The 14388-nt window shown below is 37.9% G+C and carries 13 protein-coding genes; all 13 read left to right on the forward strand.

Annotated features, from left to right (window positions below):
• Nucleotides 1-21: 21 nt before the first annotated feature.
• The 13 genes from LN736_RS11900 to LN736_RS11960 all read left to right on the forward strand — a co-directional run bounded on the left by LN736_RS11900 (nucleotide 22) and on the right by LN736_RS11960 (nucleotide 14187).
• Nucleotides 22-990, forward strand: coding sequence for a DUF2877 domain-containing protein (locus LN736_RS11900; protein ID WP_229981594.1), 969 nt, complete (start codon nucleotides 22-24; stop codon nucleotides 988-990).
• Nucleotides 991-2559, forward strand: coding sequence for an acyl-CoA synthetase FdrA (gene fdrA / locus LN736_RS11905; protein WP_229981595.1), 1569 nt, complete (start codon nucleotides 991-993; stop codon nucleotides 2557-2559). It abuts the gene before it with no gap.
• A gap of 27 nt (nucleotides 2560-2586) precedes the next feature.
• Complete coding sequence (locus LN736_RS11910; protein ID WP_150355691.1) at nucleotides 2587-4002, forward strand: YlbE family protein; 1416 nt, start codon at nucleotides 2587-2589, stop codon at nucleotides 4000-4002.
• Between the two features lie 14 nt (nucleotides 4003-4016).
• Nucleotides 4017-4808 carry a cyclase family protein gene (locus LN736_RS11915; RefSeq protein ID WP_150355690.1) on the forward strand — a complete coding sequence of 264 codons (792 nt, stop codon included), beginning with the start codon at nucleotides 4017-4019 and terminating at the stop codon, nucleotides 4806-4808.
• 40 nt (nucleotides 4809-4848) lie between these two features.
• Nucleotides 4849-5532: a hypothetical protein gene (locus LN736_RS11920; protein WP_229981596.1), complete on the forward strand. Its 684-nt coding sequence runs from the start codon at nucleotides 4849-4851 to the stop codon at nucleotides 5530-5532.
• Nucleotides 5520-6719 (forward strand): thiolase C-terminal domain-containing protein, encoded by a 1200-nt coding sequence (locus LN736_RS11925; protein WP_229981597.1) that lies wholly within the window; start codon nucleotides 5520-5522, stop codon nucleotides 6717-6719. Before LN736_RS11920 ends, LN736_RS11925 begins: the two co-directional genes overlap by 13 nt.
• Nucleotides 6720-6721: 2 nt before the next feature.
• Entirely contained in the window at nucleotides 6722-7063 is a 342-nt protein-coding gene (locus LN736_RS11930; protein WP_150355687.1) for a Zn-ribbon domain-containing OB-fold protein, read from the forward strand.
• A gap of 125 nt (nucleotides 7064-7188) precedes the next feature.
• Nucleotides 7189-8025 carry an FAD binding domain-containing protein gene (locus LN736_RS11935; protein ID WP_229981598.1) on the forward strand — a complete coding sequence of 279 codons (837 nt, stop codon included), beginning with the start codon at nucleotides 7189-7191 and terminating at the stop codon, nucleotides 8023-8025.
• A 4-nt stretch (nucleotides 8026-8029) separates the two neighbouring features.
• Nucleotides 8030-8494: a (2Fe-2S)-binding protein gene (locus LN736_RS11940; protein WP_229981599.1), complete on the forward strand. Its 465-nt coding sequence runs from the start codon at nucleotides 8030-8032 to the stop codon at nucleotides 8492-8494.
• Between the two features lie 2 nt (nucleotides 8495-8496).
• Nucleotides 8497-10842 carry a xanthine dehydrogenase family protein molybdopterin-binding subunit gene (locus LN736_RS11945; protein WP_229981600.1) on the forward strand — a complete coding sequence of 782 codons (2346 nt, stop codon included), beginning with the start codon at nucleotides 8497-8499 and terminating at the stop codon, nucleotides 10840-10842.
• Between the two features lie 17 nt (nucleotides 10843-10859).
• Nucleotides 10860-12191 carry a uracil permease gene (gene uraA / locus LN736_RS11950; RefSeq protein WP_229981601.1) on the forward strand — a complete coding sequence of 444 codons (1332 nt, stop codon included), beginning with the start codon at nucleotides 10860-10862 and terminating at the stop codon, nucleotides 12189-12191.
• A 37-nt stretch (nucleotides 12192-12228) separates the two neighbouring features.
• Nucleotides 12229-13182, forward strand: a complete 954-nt coding sequence (gene arcC, locus LN736_RS11955; protein ID WP_229981602.1) for a carbamate kinase — start codon at nucleotides 12229-12231, stop codon at nucleotides 13180-13182.
• Between the two features lie 75 nt (nucleotides 13183-13257).
• Complete coding sequence (locus LN736_RS11960) at nucleotides 13258-14187, forward strand: 3-hydroxyacyl-CoA dehydrogenase family protein (protein ID WP_229981603.1); 930 nt, start codon at nucleotides 13258-13260, stop codon at nucleotides 14185-14187.
• Nucleotides 14188-14388 lie beyond the last annotated feature (201 nt).

A 14388-nucleotide genomic window follows, 5' to 3' on the forward strand; every position in this document is an offset into this window, starting at 1 on the left:
ATATAAAAAAGGATTGATGATATGAAGGCACTTATGATATGCGAAAATTTACTGAATGCATTGATGAATGAAGAAATAGTGGAAGGTAAAGTTCATTCTGTATTTAAAAGTGCATGTAATATTGAAACCCCAAAGGGACTTGTTACACTGCTTAGGGGCAGCAAAAATATGGCGCCTATGAGCATCCTGGTGGAAAATCAAGGGAAAGTTAATTTCATGGAACTTGGAGTGAAGAAAGGATTCAAATTTGTCTTTGGTGAAAACGTTATCTATAATAATGAGAAAAATATATTTATTGAGTTGAATACTGCAAGGAGATGGTTCCCAGGGGTTTTAATAAAATCTTCAAAATGCACAGAAAAGGAAATTTTAGCAAATATAAAAGTGCTGGAAGATGGACTCAGTGTGTATGGCAAATTTTATGGAATTGGATGGCTGATGACTGTATTAAGTGATGAATTACCTGAACTGCAGCTTAAACATTTTTGTATATATTCTTATAACAAGGCTTTTGAATTTATTAGATTCAAGTTTATAGAATTTATTAAAGGTTTATTAGAAGGTGATGGGCAGCAGCTAATGCAAAGAGGAGAGAATGTTATTGGATACGGCCCCGGATTGACTCCGGCAATGGATGATTTTATCAGCGGACTTATGATTTCTCTTATATATTTTGGAAATTATTATAATTTAAATTTTTCAAGGATATGTAATTTGAATAGAAAAATCATCAGCCAGGGGCTAAATAAGACTACAAGAGTAAGCAGGGAAATGTTGAAACATTCTGCTGTAGGAGAAACAAATGAGGCGGTCAGAAAGCTTTTGACGTCACTTATAACTTGCAACGATAAGAAAGCGATTGTTTCATCACTTATAAATACAATTGATTACGGAGAAACTTCAGGAACAGATACTGCTCTTGGAATTTATGTAGGAAGCAAAATGTTGACAGATATAGTGTATAGAAAAAATATAGGAGGGTTTGCTTGAATGAAACTTTGTGTAGATATTAGAAAAAATACTTATTATGATTCTGTAGCCCTAATGGTTATCACCAAAGAAATAAAAAAACTACCCTATGTAAATGAAATAATTGTGGGTATGGGAACAGATCTCAATAAGGATCTGGCAGACAATTTAAAATTAAGTAATGCGGATGTAAAGAATTTAACTCCCAATGATTTTTTTATTGCCGCATTGGTAGACGAAGAAGAGGATAATGCTTATGAAAACATCATAAATAAGGTAGATGAACTTTTGAATTTCAAGAAGGAAGAACCAGGGGGTGAAGATGAATATAAGCCTAAGACTTTGAAAAGCGCTATCAAGCATATGAAAGATGCAAATTTGGCAATTATTTCTCTCCCAGGGGAATATGCCGCAGATGAAGCGAGAAGGGCTTTAAAAAATGGACTGAATGTAATGCTGTTTAGTGATAATGTTTCAATGGAAGACGAGATAGAATTGAAAAAATTTGCCAGAGATAAAGGGCTGCTCGTAATGGGACCTGATTGTGGTACTGCAATAATAAACCATGTTCCACTGTGTTTTGCAAATGTGGTTAGAAAAGGGGATATAGGAATTGTAGGAGCCTCTGGAACAGGTACTCAGGAGGTCACTGTACTTATTGACAGACTGGGAGGAGGTGTATCTCAGGTCATTGGAACGGGCGGAAGAGATTTAAAAAGTGCTGTAGGTGGGATCATGATGATAGAGGGATTTAAAGCATTGATAGATGATCCGGATACAAAGGTAATAGTTTTGATTTCAAAACCGCCTGATTTGGAAGTTTATGAAAAAATATTAAATATGATAGGCAGTGCAAATAAATCTGTGGTAGTTGATTTTATAGGCGGGGACAGAGAAGAAATTGAATCTCATGGGGCTTACAGTTGTGTTAGCCTGGAGGATGCAGCTCATAAAGCTGTGGCGCTGTCTAAGGGAAATCCTGTCCTTGACTATACAGGATTTACACAGACGAAAAATGAAATAGATGCATTGGTAGAAAGAGAATCCTTGAAATTTGACAGTGAGCAAAAATATATAAGGGCATTGTATACAGGAGGCACTTTAGCAGATGAGGCCATGAAGCTTCTTGATAAAGAAGGGTATGCGATGTATTCAAATATACCTCTCTCCCAGGATTACAGGCTTAAGGACATATCGAAAAGTGAAAAAAACACCTGTATTGATTTAGGAGATGACGATTTTACTGTAGGAAGGCCTCATCCTATGATTGATCCTATGGGAAGAGTGGAAAGATTGCCAGAAGAAGCCCATGACGGGGAAGTGGCAATTATATTGATGGATTTTGTTATAGGTTATGGATGCCATGTTGATCCAGCGGGAGAAATGCTTCCACAAATTATTGAGGCAAAGAAAAATGCACGAAGCAGAGGCAAATACCTTTGTGTAGTTGGATATGTCTGTGGTACGGAAGCTGATCCGCAGAATTTTAAAGAACAGAAGGAAAAATTAGAAAAGGCTGGTGTTATAGTTATGCCTTCAAATGCTCAAGCTGTCAGATTCTGTGCAAAATTGATGAAGAAGTTGAATTAAATAATATTATGAATGGAAGTGATTGGTTTGACTGCAGTTAATAAATTATTTAAACAAGATATTAAGGCAATTAATTTGGGACTGGAATCTTTCTATAATGATTTGAAAAGTCAACATGTACCATGTATCCAGGTCGATTGGAAACCACCAAGCAAGGCAAGTAGGTGGCTTTCCATGCTGGAGGATGAAAAAGTGGTTGATAAAATAGAAAAAGCCAATGGTGAAGCCGTGGATAGATTATTGTCCGCCCAACCAGTTCTTGTAGGTGTAGGTATGGCTGGAGAGGTTATACCTGGAATGACTAAGAAAACCATACTTCATGCAGGACCACCTATAACCTGGGATAGAATGAGTGAACCACTTAAAGGAGCCATAATTGGCGGGCTGATTTATGAAAAATTGGCCAGCAATAAAGATGAAGCCATAAAAATGGTATTGTCTGGTGAATTAAATTTTGAACCATGCCATCATCATTCGGCAGTAGGGCCTATGGCAGGTGTAGTTACTTACTCCATGCCGGTTTGGATTGTGCAGAATAAAACATTTGGAAACTATGCCTATTGTACATTCAATGAAGGATTGGGAAAAGTATTGAGATTTGGAGCTTATGGAAAGGAAGTACTTGATAGACTGTATTGGATGCAGAATTATCTTGCACCTGTTCTTAAACAAGCTCTTGAGATAAAGGGGAGCATAGATTTAAAGACAATATTTGCCCAATTCCTTCAAATGGGGGATGAAGGTCACAATAGAAATAAAGCTGCCACATCGCTTTTGTTTAGAGAGATTGCACCAGCTGTTGTGAGGACGGATTTTTCAGACAAGCAAAAAGAAGAGGTATTGACTTTTATAGATAAAAATGATCATTTTTTCTTGAATATTTCAATGCCTGCCTGCAAATGCAGCCTTGATCCACTGGAAGGTATTGAATACTGCACCATATTGTATACAATGTCAAGAAATGGAACAGATTTTGGAATCAGAATGGTTGGTACGGGTAAAGAGTGGTTTACAGCCCCCTGTGAAATGGTACAGGGATTGTACTTTCCAGGATTTGACGAAAAAGATGCCAACCCGGATCTTGGGGACAGCTGTATAACTGAGACAGCAGGTATAGGTGGTTTTGCTATGGCAGCAGCGCCTGCAATTGTACAATTTGTTGGCGGTACTCCAAAGGATGCCGTTAATTATACAAATACCATGTATGAAATAACATATGCAGAGAATAATGCCTATAAAATACCCGGCATCAATTTCAGGGGAACTCCTACTGGAATAGATATGAGGAAGGTTATAGAAACAGGAATACTGCCGGTAATAAATACAGGCATTGCCAGCAATAAAGCAGGTGTTGGTCAAATTGGAGCAGGCGTGGTAAATCCGCCTATGAAATGTTTTGAAGACGCTTTAAAATTTTTTATCAATAAATACAATTTATTATAAATGGAGGTTATATTATGAATATTATTGATTCCTTTAAATCAGTAAAGATGTATGATTTAACTCAAAAGTTAAGCCATTTGACGCCACCGTGGCCAACCTATGAGCCGCTGCAGATCAAATTTTTCAAAAGACTTTCTTCAAATGGTGCCAATGGGCAGGTACTGACTCATTCAAACCATGTAGGTACTCATCTTGATGGTTCATTGCATTTTTGCACTCATGGTAGAGATATTTCTGCAATTCCGCTGGAAGAACTGGTAGCACCAGGAGTAGTTGTTGATATATCCGATATAGCTGAAGATTATGGGATCTATACTTCAAAAGATATTATGGATAGAGCAGATGTAAGAAAGGGAGATATACTTATCATTCATACGGGATATCATAGATATGCATGGGATGAGCCTGAAGCTGACGAAGAAAGAGTTATGATGAGGCATCCAGGACCAACCAAGGAATTTGCAAACTGGTGTAAAAAAATGAAATTTAAATGGATAGGTGTTGACTGCGGCTCTGCAGATCATCCTATGAATACCAAAATTCGCGAATGGGCTCCAAAGGAAGCAAAAAAGGCTGATAAATTCTTGAGATCTAAATATGGAAAGGGACTTGAAGATTTTTGGCCGGATGAAGACTATCAATTGATGCACTATGATCTCTTCCCATATAATATTGTACATGCTGAAAATCTTGGTGGAGATATAGACAAGGTGCTTGGAAAGAGGTTGATAATTGGATGTTTCCCTTGGAGATTTGAAGGCGGAGAATCATGTATATGCCGAATAGTGGCTTTTGATGCAGAGTAAATTGTCAAAATAAAATTATGATATGAAAGGATGATAGAAAATGATAGTAGACAAAATGGAACAGAGCTTAAGACCTGTTGAATTACCCATGAAACCATATCCTCCTAAAGTGATTTCCATGGCTAATGGAGATAAACTGGTAATTCGTCAAATAAGTAGAGAAGAGGTACCTCATATTTTAGAAGCAGTTAAACCTCTCATGACAGTGGAAAAAGATTTTTATGATATTGTTGCTTCTAGATTGTATGCAGAACTTTTGGGATATTATCGCTACAGAGTTAAAAATGAGTACTGTTTAATTGGTACGATAGATGGAATAATAGTTGGAATTGTAAATGGGCGTATGGTAGATGAGAAGGTAGGGATGTCATATCATACCATGGCTTTAAAACAGGGGCTTAGAATCGGCGCACAGCTGTTTGCAGCAAAAATGGAATATCATCTGGATATTTTAAATCAAGAAGAAGTTTGGATAGTAGCTGAAAGTCCAAACGGATTTAAAAGATGGATGATTGAATACGAATTGGAGTCAAGGCCTGAAATATGGCATGAACTAGGAGGTGTGCCAACGTACGTGCTGACAAGAGCTCTTTGGGAAAGACACAGAGCTGATAAATTAGCAGGACGCAGGCCTGTGAAAGAAGAACTTCTTAAGGCTGCTGAAAATCCCATTCTCCCAATTACCTATGCGCAGATTCCGGGGTATAAAAGATGCGAGAAGTAGGAATTGTAGGAGTAGGCCATACAAAGTTTGGGAAAATGTCTGAGGGAACCTTTATGGATATGCTGTGTATGGCAGCAGTACAGGCTCTTGATGATGCCGGGGTAAGAACTGTAGAGGGAGAACATGGGATAGATCAGGTTTTTGTAGCTACAATGGGAGCTGGTATTTTAAACAAGCAATGTGGTGTTGCATCTGCGCTTGTAGACACATTGAATTTAAGGCCAGCTATGGCAGAAACTGTTGAGAATGGTCCGGCATCAGGTGCTTCAGCAATAAAATTGGGATATATGGCAATTGCCAGCGGTATGTGCGATGCGGTTTTAGTTGTGGGTGGAGAGATGATGAGAGTTGTCAGTGGATGGGAGAGCACTGATTTTGTTGCTACAATGCTTCATCCGGAAGCAGAATATGATTATGGTATAACTTTACCATCGCTTGCAGGGATGTTTACAAGGTTATACATGGAAAAATATGGGATAACAGAAAAGGATTTGGCCGTTGTCTCTGTAAAAAATCACGAAAATGCACTGCACAATCCAGTAGCCCATATTCATACGGTGCCAAATCTATATGCGATTACAGAGGATGAAGATGCGGGGATAGTAAATCCATATGTGGCCTCTCCACTCAGATTGTATTCAGTGTGTCCAGTATCTGATGGTGCAGCAGCAGTTCTTCTGTGTGCTATGGATAAGTCAGATAGGTTTGCAAAAAAACCGGTAAAAATTGCTGGAATTGGTCAAGCCACTGATACACATGCCATGGCCGAAAGGGAAGTGCCTACAGATCTGCTGGCAGTGAGACTAGCTGCACAGAAGGCTTATGAGATGGCGGATTTAGGGCCTGAGGATATTGATGTGGCTGAACTTCACGATGCATTTCAGATATTAGAAATTGTTGAATCTGAAGAAGTTGGATTTTTTAAGAGGGGAGAAGGACATATTGCGGCCAGAAATGGCGAAACCAAGATAAATGGTAAAATTCCAATTAATACTTCCGGAGGATTAAAGGCTAAAGGACACCCACTTGGAGCTACAGGTGTTTCTCAAGTTGTGGAATTGGTTAAACAACTGAGGGGTGAAGCGGATGGACGTCAGGTAAAAGGTGCGAAGACAGGACTTGCAGTAAATTTTGGCGGTTTTGGAAATAATGTTGTGGCTACTATAGTGACAAAGGAGGGGGAGTAATTATGGGTGAAAAAATGTATGCCTACAGATGCACAGCATGTGGAAAACTCCACCATCCTAAGCATTATGTATGCAAAAAGTGTGGTAACAGAACATTTGAGAAGATACCCCTTGAGGGAGATGCAAAACTTTTGACCTATACGAAAGTATACAACCTTCCAGAAGGTTATATGAAGCCCTATTTGTATTTTGGAGTTGCTGAATTTAAAAATGGACTTAAGGTGACAGGCCAATTGGAGGTTGGAAATCCTGTAATTGGCATGAAACTTATTTCAACTGTGGGAGTTGTTAAAGAGAGTGTCAATAAAAATTGTTGTGGATTTATTTTTAAAGAAGCTAAATAAAATGTTGATAAGAGTTATGTAGGATTTGTGAAATGCCCCTAAAGATGCAGGTTGTATGATTGATTGTAATTATAAAATGCTTTAGGGGCATTAAATATACATTCATATTGATTGGGGGGATTTAATTGCAGGATTTTCAATACATTAGACCTGAGACTTTACAACAGGTTTTAAAATTGATGAATATGTATGGAAGTGAGGCAAAAATTCTAGCTGGAGGAACGGATGTAATAATCGTATTGAGAAATAATTCTATCCATTGCAAGTATCTTGTTGATATTAAGGGGATTGAAGAACTTCATAGTATCTCCTACAATGGTGGAATTGGACTTACCATAGGTTCTGCGGTGACGCTAAATGAAATTATAGATTGTCATGACATAAGTTCAGATTATCAAATATTAATTGATGCAGCTAAAGTTCTTGCGAATACACTGATTAGGAATAGAGCGACATTAGTTGGAAATATATGCAATTCATCACCAGGAGGGGATATGCTTCCAGCCTCACTTGTACTTGAAGGAAGAGCCTGTATATCATCAGTAAATGGACATAGAGAGGTATTGCTAAAAGATTTTTTTACAGGAGTAAAGAAAAATGTTTTAAAAGAAAATGAGATGGTTGTCAAAGTAATTTATCCACCAATTCAGGGAAAGGGCAGATTTATTAAAAGGTCAAGAATAAAAGGTCACGATCTTTCACAGATAAGTGCAGCAGGTTATTTGAGGAAAGATGGAAATTTAAAATTGTCTCTTGGTGCAGTGGCAATTACACCAGTTTTGATAGAATATACAGAAAATTTCAAAGTATCAAATTTTACAGAATACAGAAATAAAATAGCAGAGGCTGTCATAAACAGAATTAAGCCCATTGGTGATGTAAGAGCTACTAAGGAGTACAGAATTGCAATGGCTCGATACTTAACCTGTAAAATAGTTGATGAACTGAAGGGGGGAAGATAATTATATGGAGAAATTGCATTTGTATGTAAATGAAGATGAGGTTTTTGAAGAAGTGCCGTCAAATAGTACTCTGCTTTGGTTTTTGCGTGAAAAATTAGGGCTTACAGGTACTAAGGAAGGTTGTGATGCAGGTGAATGTGGTGCATGTACGGTTATTTTGAATGGTAAAGCCGTAAATTCCTGTTGTGTTATGGCACTGGAAGCTGCGGAAGGAGAAGTCCAAACCATTGAAGGTGAAGCAAAATCTGGAGAGTTATCAAAATTACAAAAATCTTTTATAAAGCATAATGGTCTTCAGTGCGGATTTTGTACTCCTGGGATGATTATGTCGGCCAAAGCACTGCTTATGAAAAACCCACATCCCAGCAGAGATGAGATAAAAGAAACGTTACAGGGAAATCTGTGCAGGTGCACCGGATATGAGGACATCATAGAGTCTGTCGAAGCTGCTGCAGGGGAAGGTGAATAATTATGAATTTCAATTATGTGGGGAATAGTATACCCAGAGTAGATGGTATCGAAAAAGTTACAGGGGAAGCGCAGTATGTACAGGATATGAGCTCCAAAGGCATGTTGTATGCTAAGCTCAAAACCAGCCCCTATGCCCATGCATTGATTAAAAACATTGATGTGAGCAGGGCAAGAAGTTTACCGGGGGTAAAAGCAGTGTTGACTGGCAAACAAGCTTATCAAAAGCTTGGAATCTATATTGTAGATAAATCTATTTTGGCAGTAGATAAAGTGAGATACTTTGGAGAAGCTGTTGCGGCCGTTGCAGCTGTGAGTTTGGATATTGCTGAAAAAGCTGTGAATCTCATTGAAGTTGAATATGAGTCTTTGCCAGTAATGCTTGATGTAGAAGAAGCCGTAAAGCCCGGTTCCATATTGATTCACCCGGATCTAAAAAATTATAAGACAATTCCGGATGTGTTTTTCCCGGAAGCTGATACAAATATAGCAAATCATTTTAAGCTCAGAAAGGGAAATATTGAAAAGGGATTTGATGAATCAGATCTGATAGTTGAAAATAAATTTAAAGTTCCGCAGATTTTGCATGTTCCCCTTGAAACACATGCGGTTATAGCAAGATGGGGAACTGGAGATAAAATAAAGATTTGGAGTAGTGCTCAATCCCCATATACGCTTCGCAATCTGTTCAGTGTGGCACTGGGAATTCCAATTCAAAATATCGATGTTACCGTACCTTATGTAGGAGGAGGTTTTGGAGGCAAAGCAGGTATTCATCTGGAACCACTGGTTGCACTTCTTTCAAAGGCTGCTAAAGGGAAACCGGTGAAATTTGTTGCAACGAGAGAAGAAGAAATATCGACTCTTCCCTGCAGGCAGGGTCTTACTGCAAAGCTCAGAACAGGTGTTAAGAAAAATGGCAAAATTGTAGCTGAAGAAATTGAATATTTATGGGATGCAGGAGCATATGCAGATTATGGAGTAAATATAACAAGGGCAACTGGGTATTCGGGTGCAGGTCCTTATGAAATAGAAAATGTTAAACTTGATTCTTATACTGTTTATACAAATCATATTTTTGGTACAGCTTATAGGGGATTTGGGCATGCTGAAATTTTTTGGGCAATAGAACGTCAGATGGAGCTTGTAGCAAAAAAATTGAAAATGGACTCATTGGAATTTAGATTGAAAAATCTGTTAAGACCTGGCTCTAAAACCATAACAGGAGAACCTATTTATGAACAATCTGGAAACGTTATCAAATGTTTAAAAACTGTTGCTGAGGATATAGAATGGGGAAGGAGTAAGACGGAAGCCGAAAAAGCATTTGAGAAGAAAACTGGTATATATAGGGGCAAAGGTATAGCAGTACTTCATAAGGCACCTGCCATGCCAAGTAATGCAGCTACTTCCGCTTTGATTCAGATGAATGAAGATGGTTCCGTTAGGTTTAATGTGGCTGGAATAGATATGGGCCAGGGTGCATATACAGCTATGAGTCAGATGATAGCCCAAAGATTGCATGTGCCGATAGAAAAAGTTCATGCAGTGTTTAAAACAAATACGGACTCAGCAACCTATGATTGGCAAACTGTGGCAAGCAGAATGACCATATTGGGAGGAAATGCTGTACTTCAAGCTTGTGATGATATTGAAGAGCAAATTTTTGATGTAGGAGCGATTGTTCTTCGTGCTTCGAAAAGGGATCTTGCACTTGGTGATGAATGTGTGTATGTAAAGCAGTTTCCAGAAAATAAAGTGTCTTATAAAGAAATAGCAGTAGGCTATACTTATCCAAATGGGAATGGCATAGGTGGTCCACTCATAGGCAGGGGTAAATATATAGCACAGGGATTGACAATTCTTGATAAAGATACTGGTCAGGGCAGGCCGGCTCTTGATTGGACATATGGTGCACATGCCTTTGAAATAGAAGTGGATTCTAATACCGGGGATATAAAGATTTTAAAAGTAATAACCGCTATAGATCTTGGGCACATTATAAATAAAATGCTGGTAAAAGGGCAGGTAGTTGGCGGGATTGTTCAGGGAATAGGTACAGCTTTATACGAAACCCTCAAATATGATTCTCAAGGCAGACTTTTGACCAGGAGTTTTGTAGATTACAAAATACCTACAATGAAGGATTTGCCTGAACTTGTTAAAGTACATTTTATAGAGACGCCGCAGCTTGATGGGCCTTATGGTGCTAGAGGTTGCGCAGAACACCCTATGATCTCAGTAACCTCTGCCATTGGAAATGCGATTGCGGATGCAACAGGAGTTGATCTTTTTGAAACGCCTTTTTCAGCAGATAAAGTATACGAGGCGTTAAATAAAATTATTTAAGGAGGAGAATAAAATTTATGAAACGTGTTGTAGGAATTCATGAGAAACTACCCATTGTTGAAACTATACCACTTAGTTTTCAACATCTGACGGCTATGTTTGGTGCTACCATTCTTGTACCGCTAATTCTTGGAGTAAACCCTGCAATCTGTCTTTTGATGAATGGTATTGGTACATTGATTTACTCCTACGTAACCAAAAGTGGAATTCCAGCATATTTAGGCTCAAGTTTTGCGTTCATATCACCTACTATTTTAATTATCACATCTTTTGGTGGTTTCAGTCATGCACAATCAGGATTCATTTTCTTTGGACTGTTTTTCATATTGATGTCCTATATTGTAAAAAAGTTTGGAATAAAGTGGATTGACGTTGTCATGCCTCCTGCTGTTATGGGTGCAGTTGTTGCAGTAATTGGGCTTGAGCTTGCTCCAAATGCAGCAATTCAATCAGGTCTTGCTCCTGCTGCTACGGCAGTAGGAAAAGTTGTTCAACCTTATGTAGCTGATCCAAAAGTCATTTTTGTAGCTCTATTCACTCTGGCGGTAGGAATATTTGGCTCCGTTATATTCAGAGGATTTGCACAGGTTATACCAATTTTAATTGCTGTAGTTTCAGGCTATATTCTTGCCTTTATTATGGGAATGGTGGATACAAAGATCATTGCAGATGCAAATTGGTTTTCACTTCCTAAGTTTCAGGCTCCCGTATTTGACTGGAGTGCAATTTTTATAATCGCTCCCGCCTGTATAGTTGTGTTTGCAGAACACATAAGCCATCTGATAGTCACCGGCAAGATAACTGGCTCAAATTTACTGGTGGATCCCGGACTTTACCGTTCACTTCTTGGAGATGGTATTAGTAATGTTATTTCAGGGTTTACAGGTTCAACACCAAATACCACTTATGGAGAAAATATAGGCGTAATGGCAATTACGCGGGTTTATTCTGTATGGGTAATAAGGGGAGCTGCCATATTTGCAATAATATTTTCATGCATAGGTAAAATAGCAGCTGCAATACAGGCTATTCCAGAACCTGTTATGGGCGGAATCACTATGCTGCTGTATGGGATAATAGCAGTTCAAGGTATTAGAATGTTTGTAGAATCAAAGGTTGATTTCAGCATAAACTACAACATGGTTTTAGGCGCAATTACTTTTGTAGTTGGTGTAAGCGGAGCCAGTGTAAATATTGGAACAGTGCAGTTAAAGGGAATGGCATTTGCAGCTGTTGTCGGAGTTATACTGTCAATCATTTTCTATGTATTGGGCAAGCTTGGAATAATGAATGAAAAATATGAAATAAAATCTGATATAACGACTTCTGATGTTCATATTGGAGTTTAGGGAATTGGATTAAATAATGAAAATGGAGGAATCTTGTATGTCAAGGATAGTGGTAGCTTTAGGAGGGAATGCACTTCAGGCAGATCCTAAGGATAATTCAGCAGAATCTCAGCTTAAAGCCTGTTATAAGACGGCAAAATCTATTGTAGATCTTTTTGAAGAGGGCAATGAAATTGTTGTTACTCACGGAAATGGTCCTCAGATAGGTCAGATTATTGCAACTTATGAAATTGCAGCTTTAGCTGATAGGTCAAAAGGTGTAATGCCCTTTCAGGAATGTGGAGCTATGAGTCAGGGATATATTGGCTACCATCTTCAGCAGGCACTGAAAAAGGAATTAAAGAGAAGGGGAATGAGCAATCAGGTAGCAACAGTAATTACCCAGGTGATTGTAGATAAAGATGATGAAGCATTTAAGAACCCGACAAAACCTATAGGTTCATTTTTTACACAAAAACAGGCTGAAATGATGATGTCCAAAATGAATTATTTGATGAAAGAGGATGCGGGAAGGGGATGGAGAAGGGTTGTACCCTCTCCGCTTCCAAAAACTATTGTAGAGGAAGAAGTAATTAAAACGCTTGTTAGTGCAGGGCATATCGTAATCACTGTAGGTGGTGGAGGGATTCCTGTGATTGAGAAAGATGACACCAGTCTTGAGGGGGTTGCTGCAGTGATTGATAAGGATTATGCATCAGAGAAGGTAGCTGAAATAATTGATGCAGATATACTGCTTATATTAACTGCTGTTGAGAAAGTTGCGATAAATTTCAATAAAAAAAACCAGAAAAATATATCGGCAATGAGTGTTCAAGATGCCTGTAGATATATGAAAGAAGGACAGTTTGCACCAGGTTCAATGCTGCCTAAGGTAAAGGCGGCTGTCATGTTTGCAGAGTCAAAAAGGGGGAAAAGAGCTATAATAACATCTCTTGAAAAACTTAAGGAAGCATTATGCGGCAACACTGGTACGGTAATAAGTGATATTTAATTCAATGTTTTTGATATGCATGTTTTTGGTTCTCCATGTTCAAATAAAACTATGTTGAAAGGAATGATGATGAATATGAATATTAAAAAAGTGTCTGTATTAGGTACTGGAACCATGGGACCTGGCATAGCATTGCTTTGTGCCACAGCTGGACTTAAAGTAACCATTTATGGCAGATCTGACATGAGTTTATACAGAGGATTCAAAAATATAGAATCAAGTTTAAATTTTTGGAAAAACGAAGGGAAATTATCAGAAATGCAGTGTAAAAAAATTATAAATGACATAAGGGGAGTTAAAACAATTCAAAAAGCAGCTCAAAATGCTGATCTGATAATTGAGTGTTTAGCCGAAAATATAAAATTGAAACAGTATTTTTTTAAAGTCTTAGATGAAATATGCCCCTCAAATGTAATTTTAGCAACTTGTACATCTGGACTTTTACCAACAGATATAGCTAAATATACAGTACATCCTGAAAGAATAGTGGTCGCGCATTTTTGGAACCCCCCTCAATTGATTCCGCTTGTGGAAGTAGTACCTGGTAAAAAAACATCAAAGGAAACAATTGTTAGGACTATTGAATGGGTTGAGTTCATAGGCAATAAGGCCATTCCTATGGAAAAAGAATGTCTGGGATTTATCGGAAATAGACTTCAACATGCTTTATTGAGGGAAGCTTTATTTATAGTGGAACAGGGTTGGGCTAGGCCTGAAGAAGTTGATAGAGCTATTGAGTATGGATTGGGGAGAAGATTGCCAATTACAGGTCCAATACGTACTGCTGATCTAGCAGGGCTTGATGTAATAAATTCCGTATCTGCATATTTGCTTAAGGATCTCTGCAGTTCAACTGAACCATCTCATTTGCTTAAAAACAAAGTTGAAATTGGAGAATTGGGATGTAAAAGTGGAAAAGGGTTTTATAATTGGCCATCAGATGTTTTAAAAAATGTGCAAAATAAACGGGGAGAATTGCTTTTGTATTTTTTGGAAAATTCATAATACCAATTACAAAAAATATACATTAAAATGAAATATATTTATATATAACTTGCATACTGTAGTAAATTGTGATAATATTTTTACTAAATATTAATAAAAATTGTAATGCTTTTGAGAACTTGTATTTTAATTTAAAGTACAATGTTAAAAATGGAAGAAGGCATAAGATACATTATGGGGACTTAGAAAATGTATTTTTGC

Origin of the sequence: Clostridium aromativorans (assembly GCF_020908015.1) — a bacterium.
In the GTDB taxonomy this organism is placed as follows: Bacteria; Bacillota; Clostridia; order Clostridiales; family Clostridiaceae; genus Clostridium_B; species Clostridium_B aromativorans.

Excerpts from the sequence above, each read along its gene's own strand:
- fdrA (WP_229981595.1), top strand. The coding sequence starts at position 991 with ATGAAACTTTGTGTAGATATTAGAAAAAATACTTATTATGATTCTGTA.
- arcC (WP_229981602.1), top strand. The coding sequence starts at position 12,229 with ATGTCAAGGATAGTGGTAGCTTTAGGAGGGAATGCACTTCAGGCAGAT.
- LN736_RS11940 (WP_229981599.1), top strand. The coding sequence starts at position 8,030 with ATGGAGAAATTGCATTTGTATGTAAATGAAGATGAGGTTTTTGAAGAA.
- LN736_RS11900 (WP_229981594.1), top strand. The coding sequence starts at position 22 with ATGAAGGCACTTATGATATGCGAAAATTTACTGAATGCATTGATGAAT.
- LN736_RS11920 (WP_229981596.1), top strand. The coding sequence starts at position 4,849 with ATGATAGTAGACAAAATGGAACAGAGCTTAAGACCTGTTGAATTACCC.
- LN736_RS11925 (WP_229981597.1), top strand. The coding sequence starts at position 5,520 with ATGCGAGAAGTAGGAATTGTAGGAGTAGGCCATACAAAGTTTGGGAAA.
- LN736_RS11945 (WP_229981600.1), top strand. The coding sequence starts at position 8,497 with ATGAATTTCAATTATGTGGGGAATAGTATACCCAGAGTAGATGGTATC.
- LN736_RS11960 (WP_229981603.1), top strand. The coding sequence starts at position 13,258 with ATGAATATTAAAAAAGTGTCTGTATTAGGTACTGGAACCATGGGACCT.
- LN736_RS11915 (WP_150355690.1), top strand. The coding sequence starts at position 4,017 with ATGAATATTATTGATTCCTTTAAATCAGTAAAGATGTATGATTTAACT.
- uraA (WP_229981601.1), top strand. The coding sequence starts at position 10,860 with ATGAAACGTGTTGTAGGAATTCATGAGAAACTACCCATTGTTGAAACT.
- LN736_RS11930 (WP_150355687.1), top strand. The coding sequence starts at position 6,722 with ATGGGTGAAAAAATGTATGCCTACAGATGCACAGCATGTGGAAAACTC.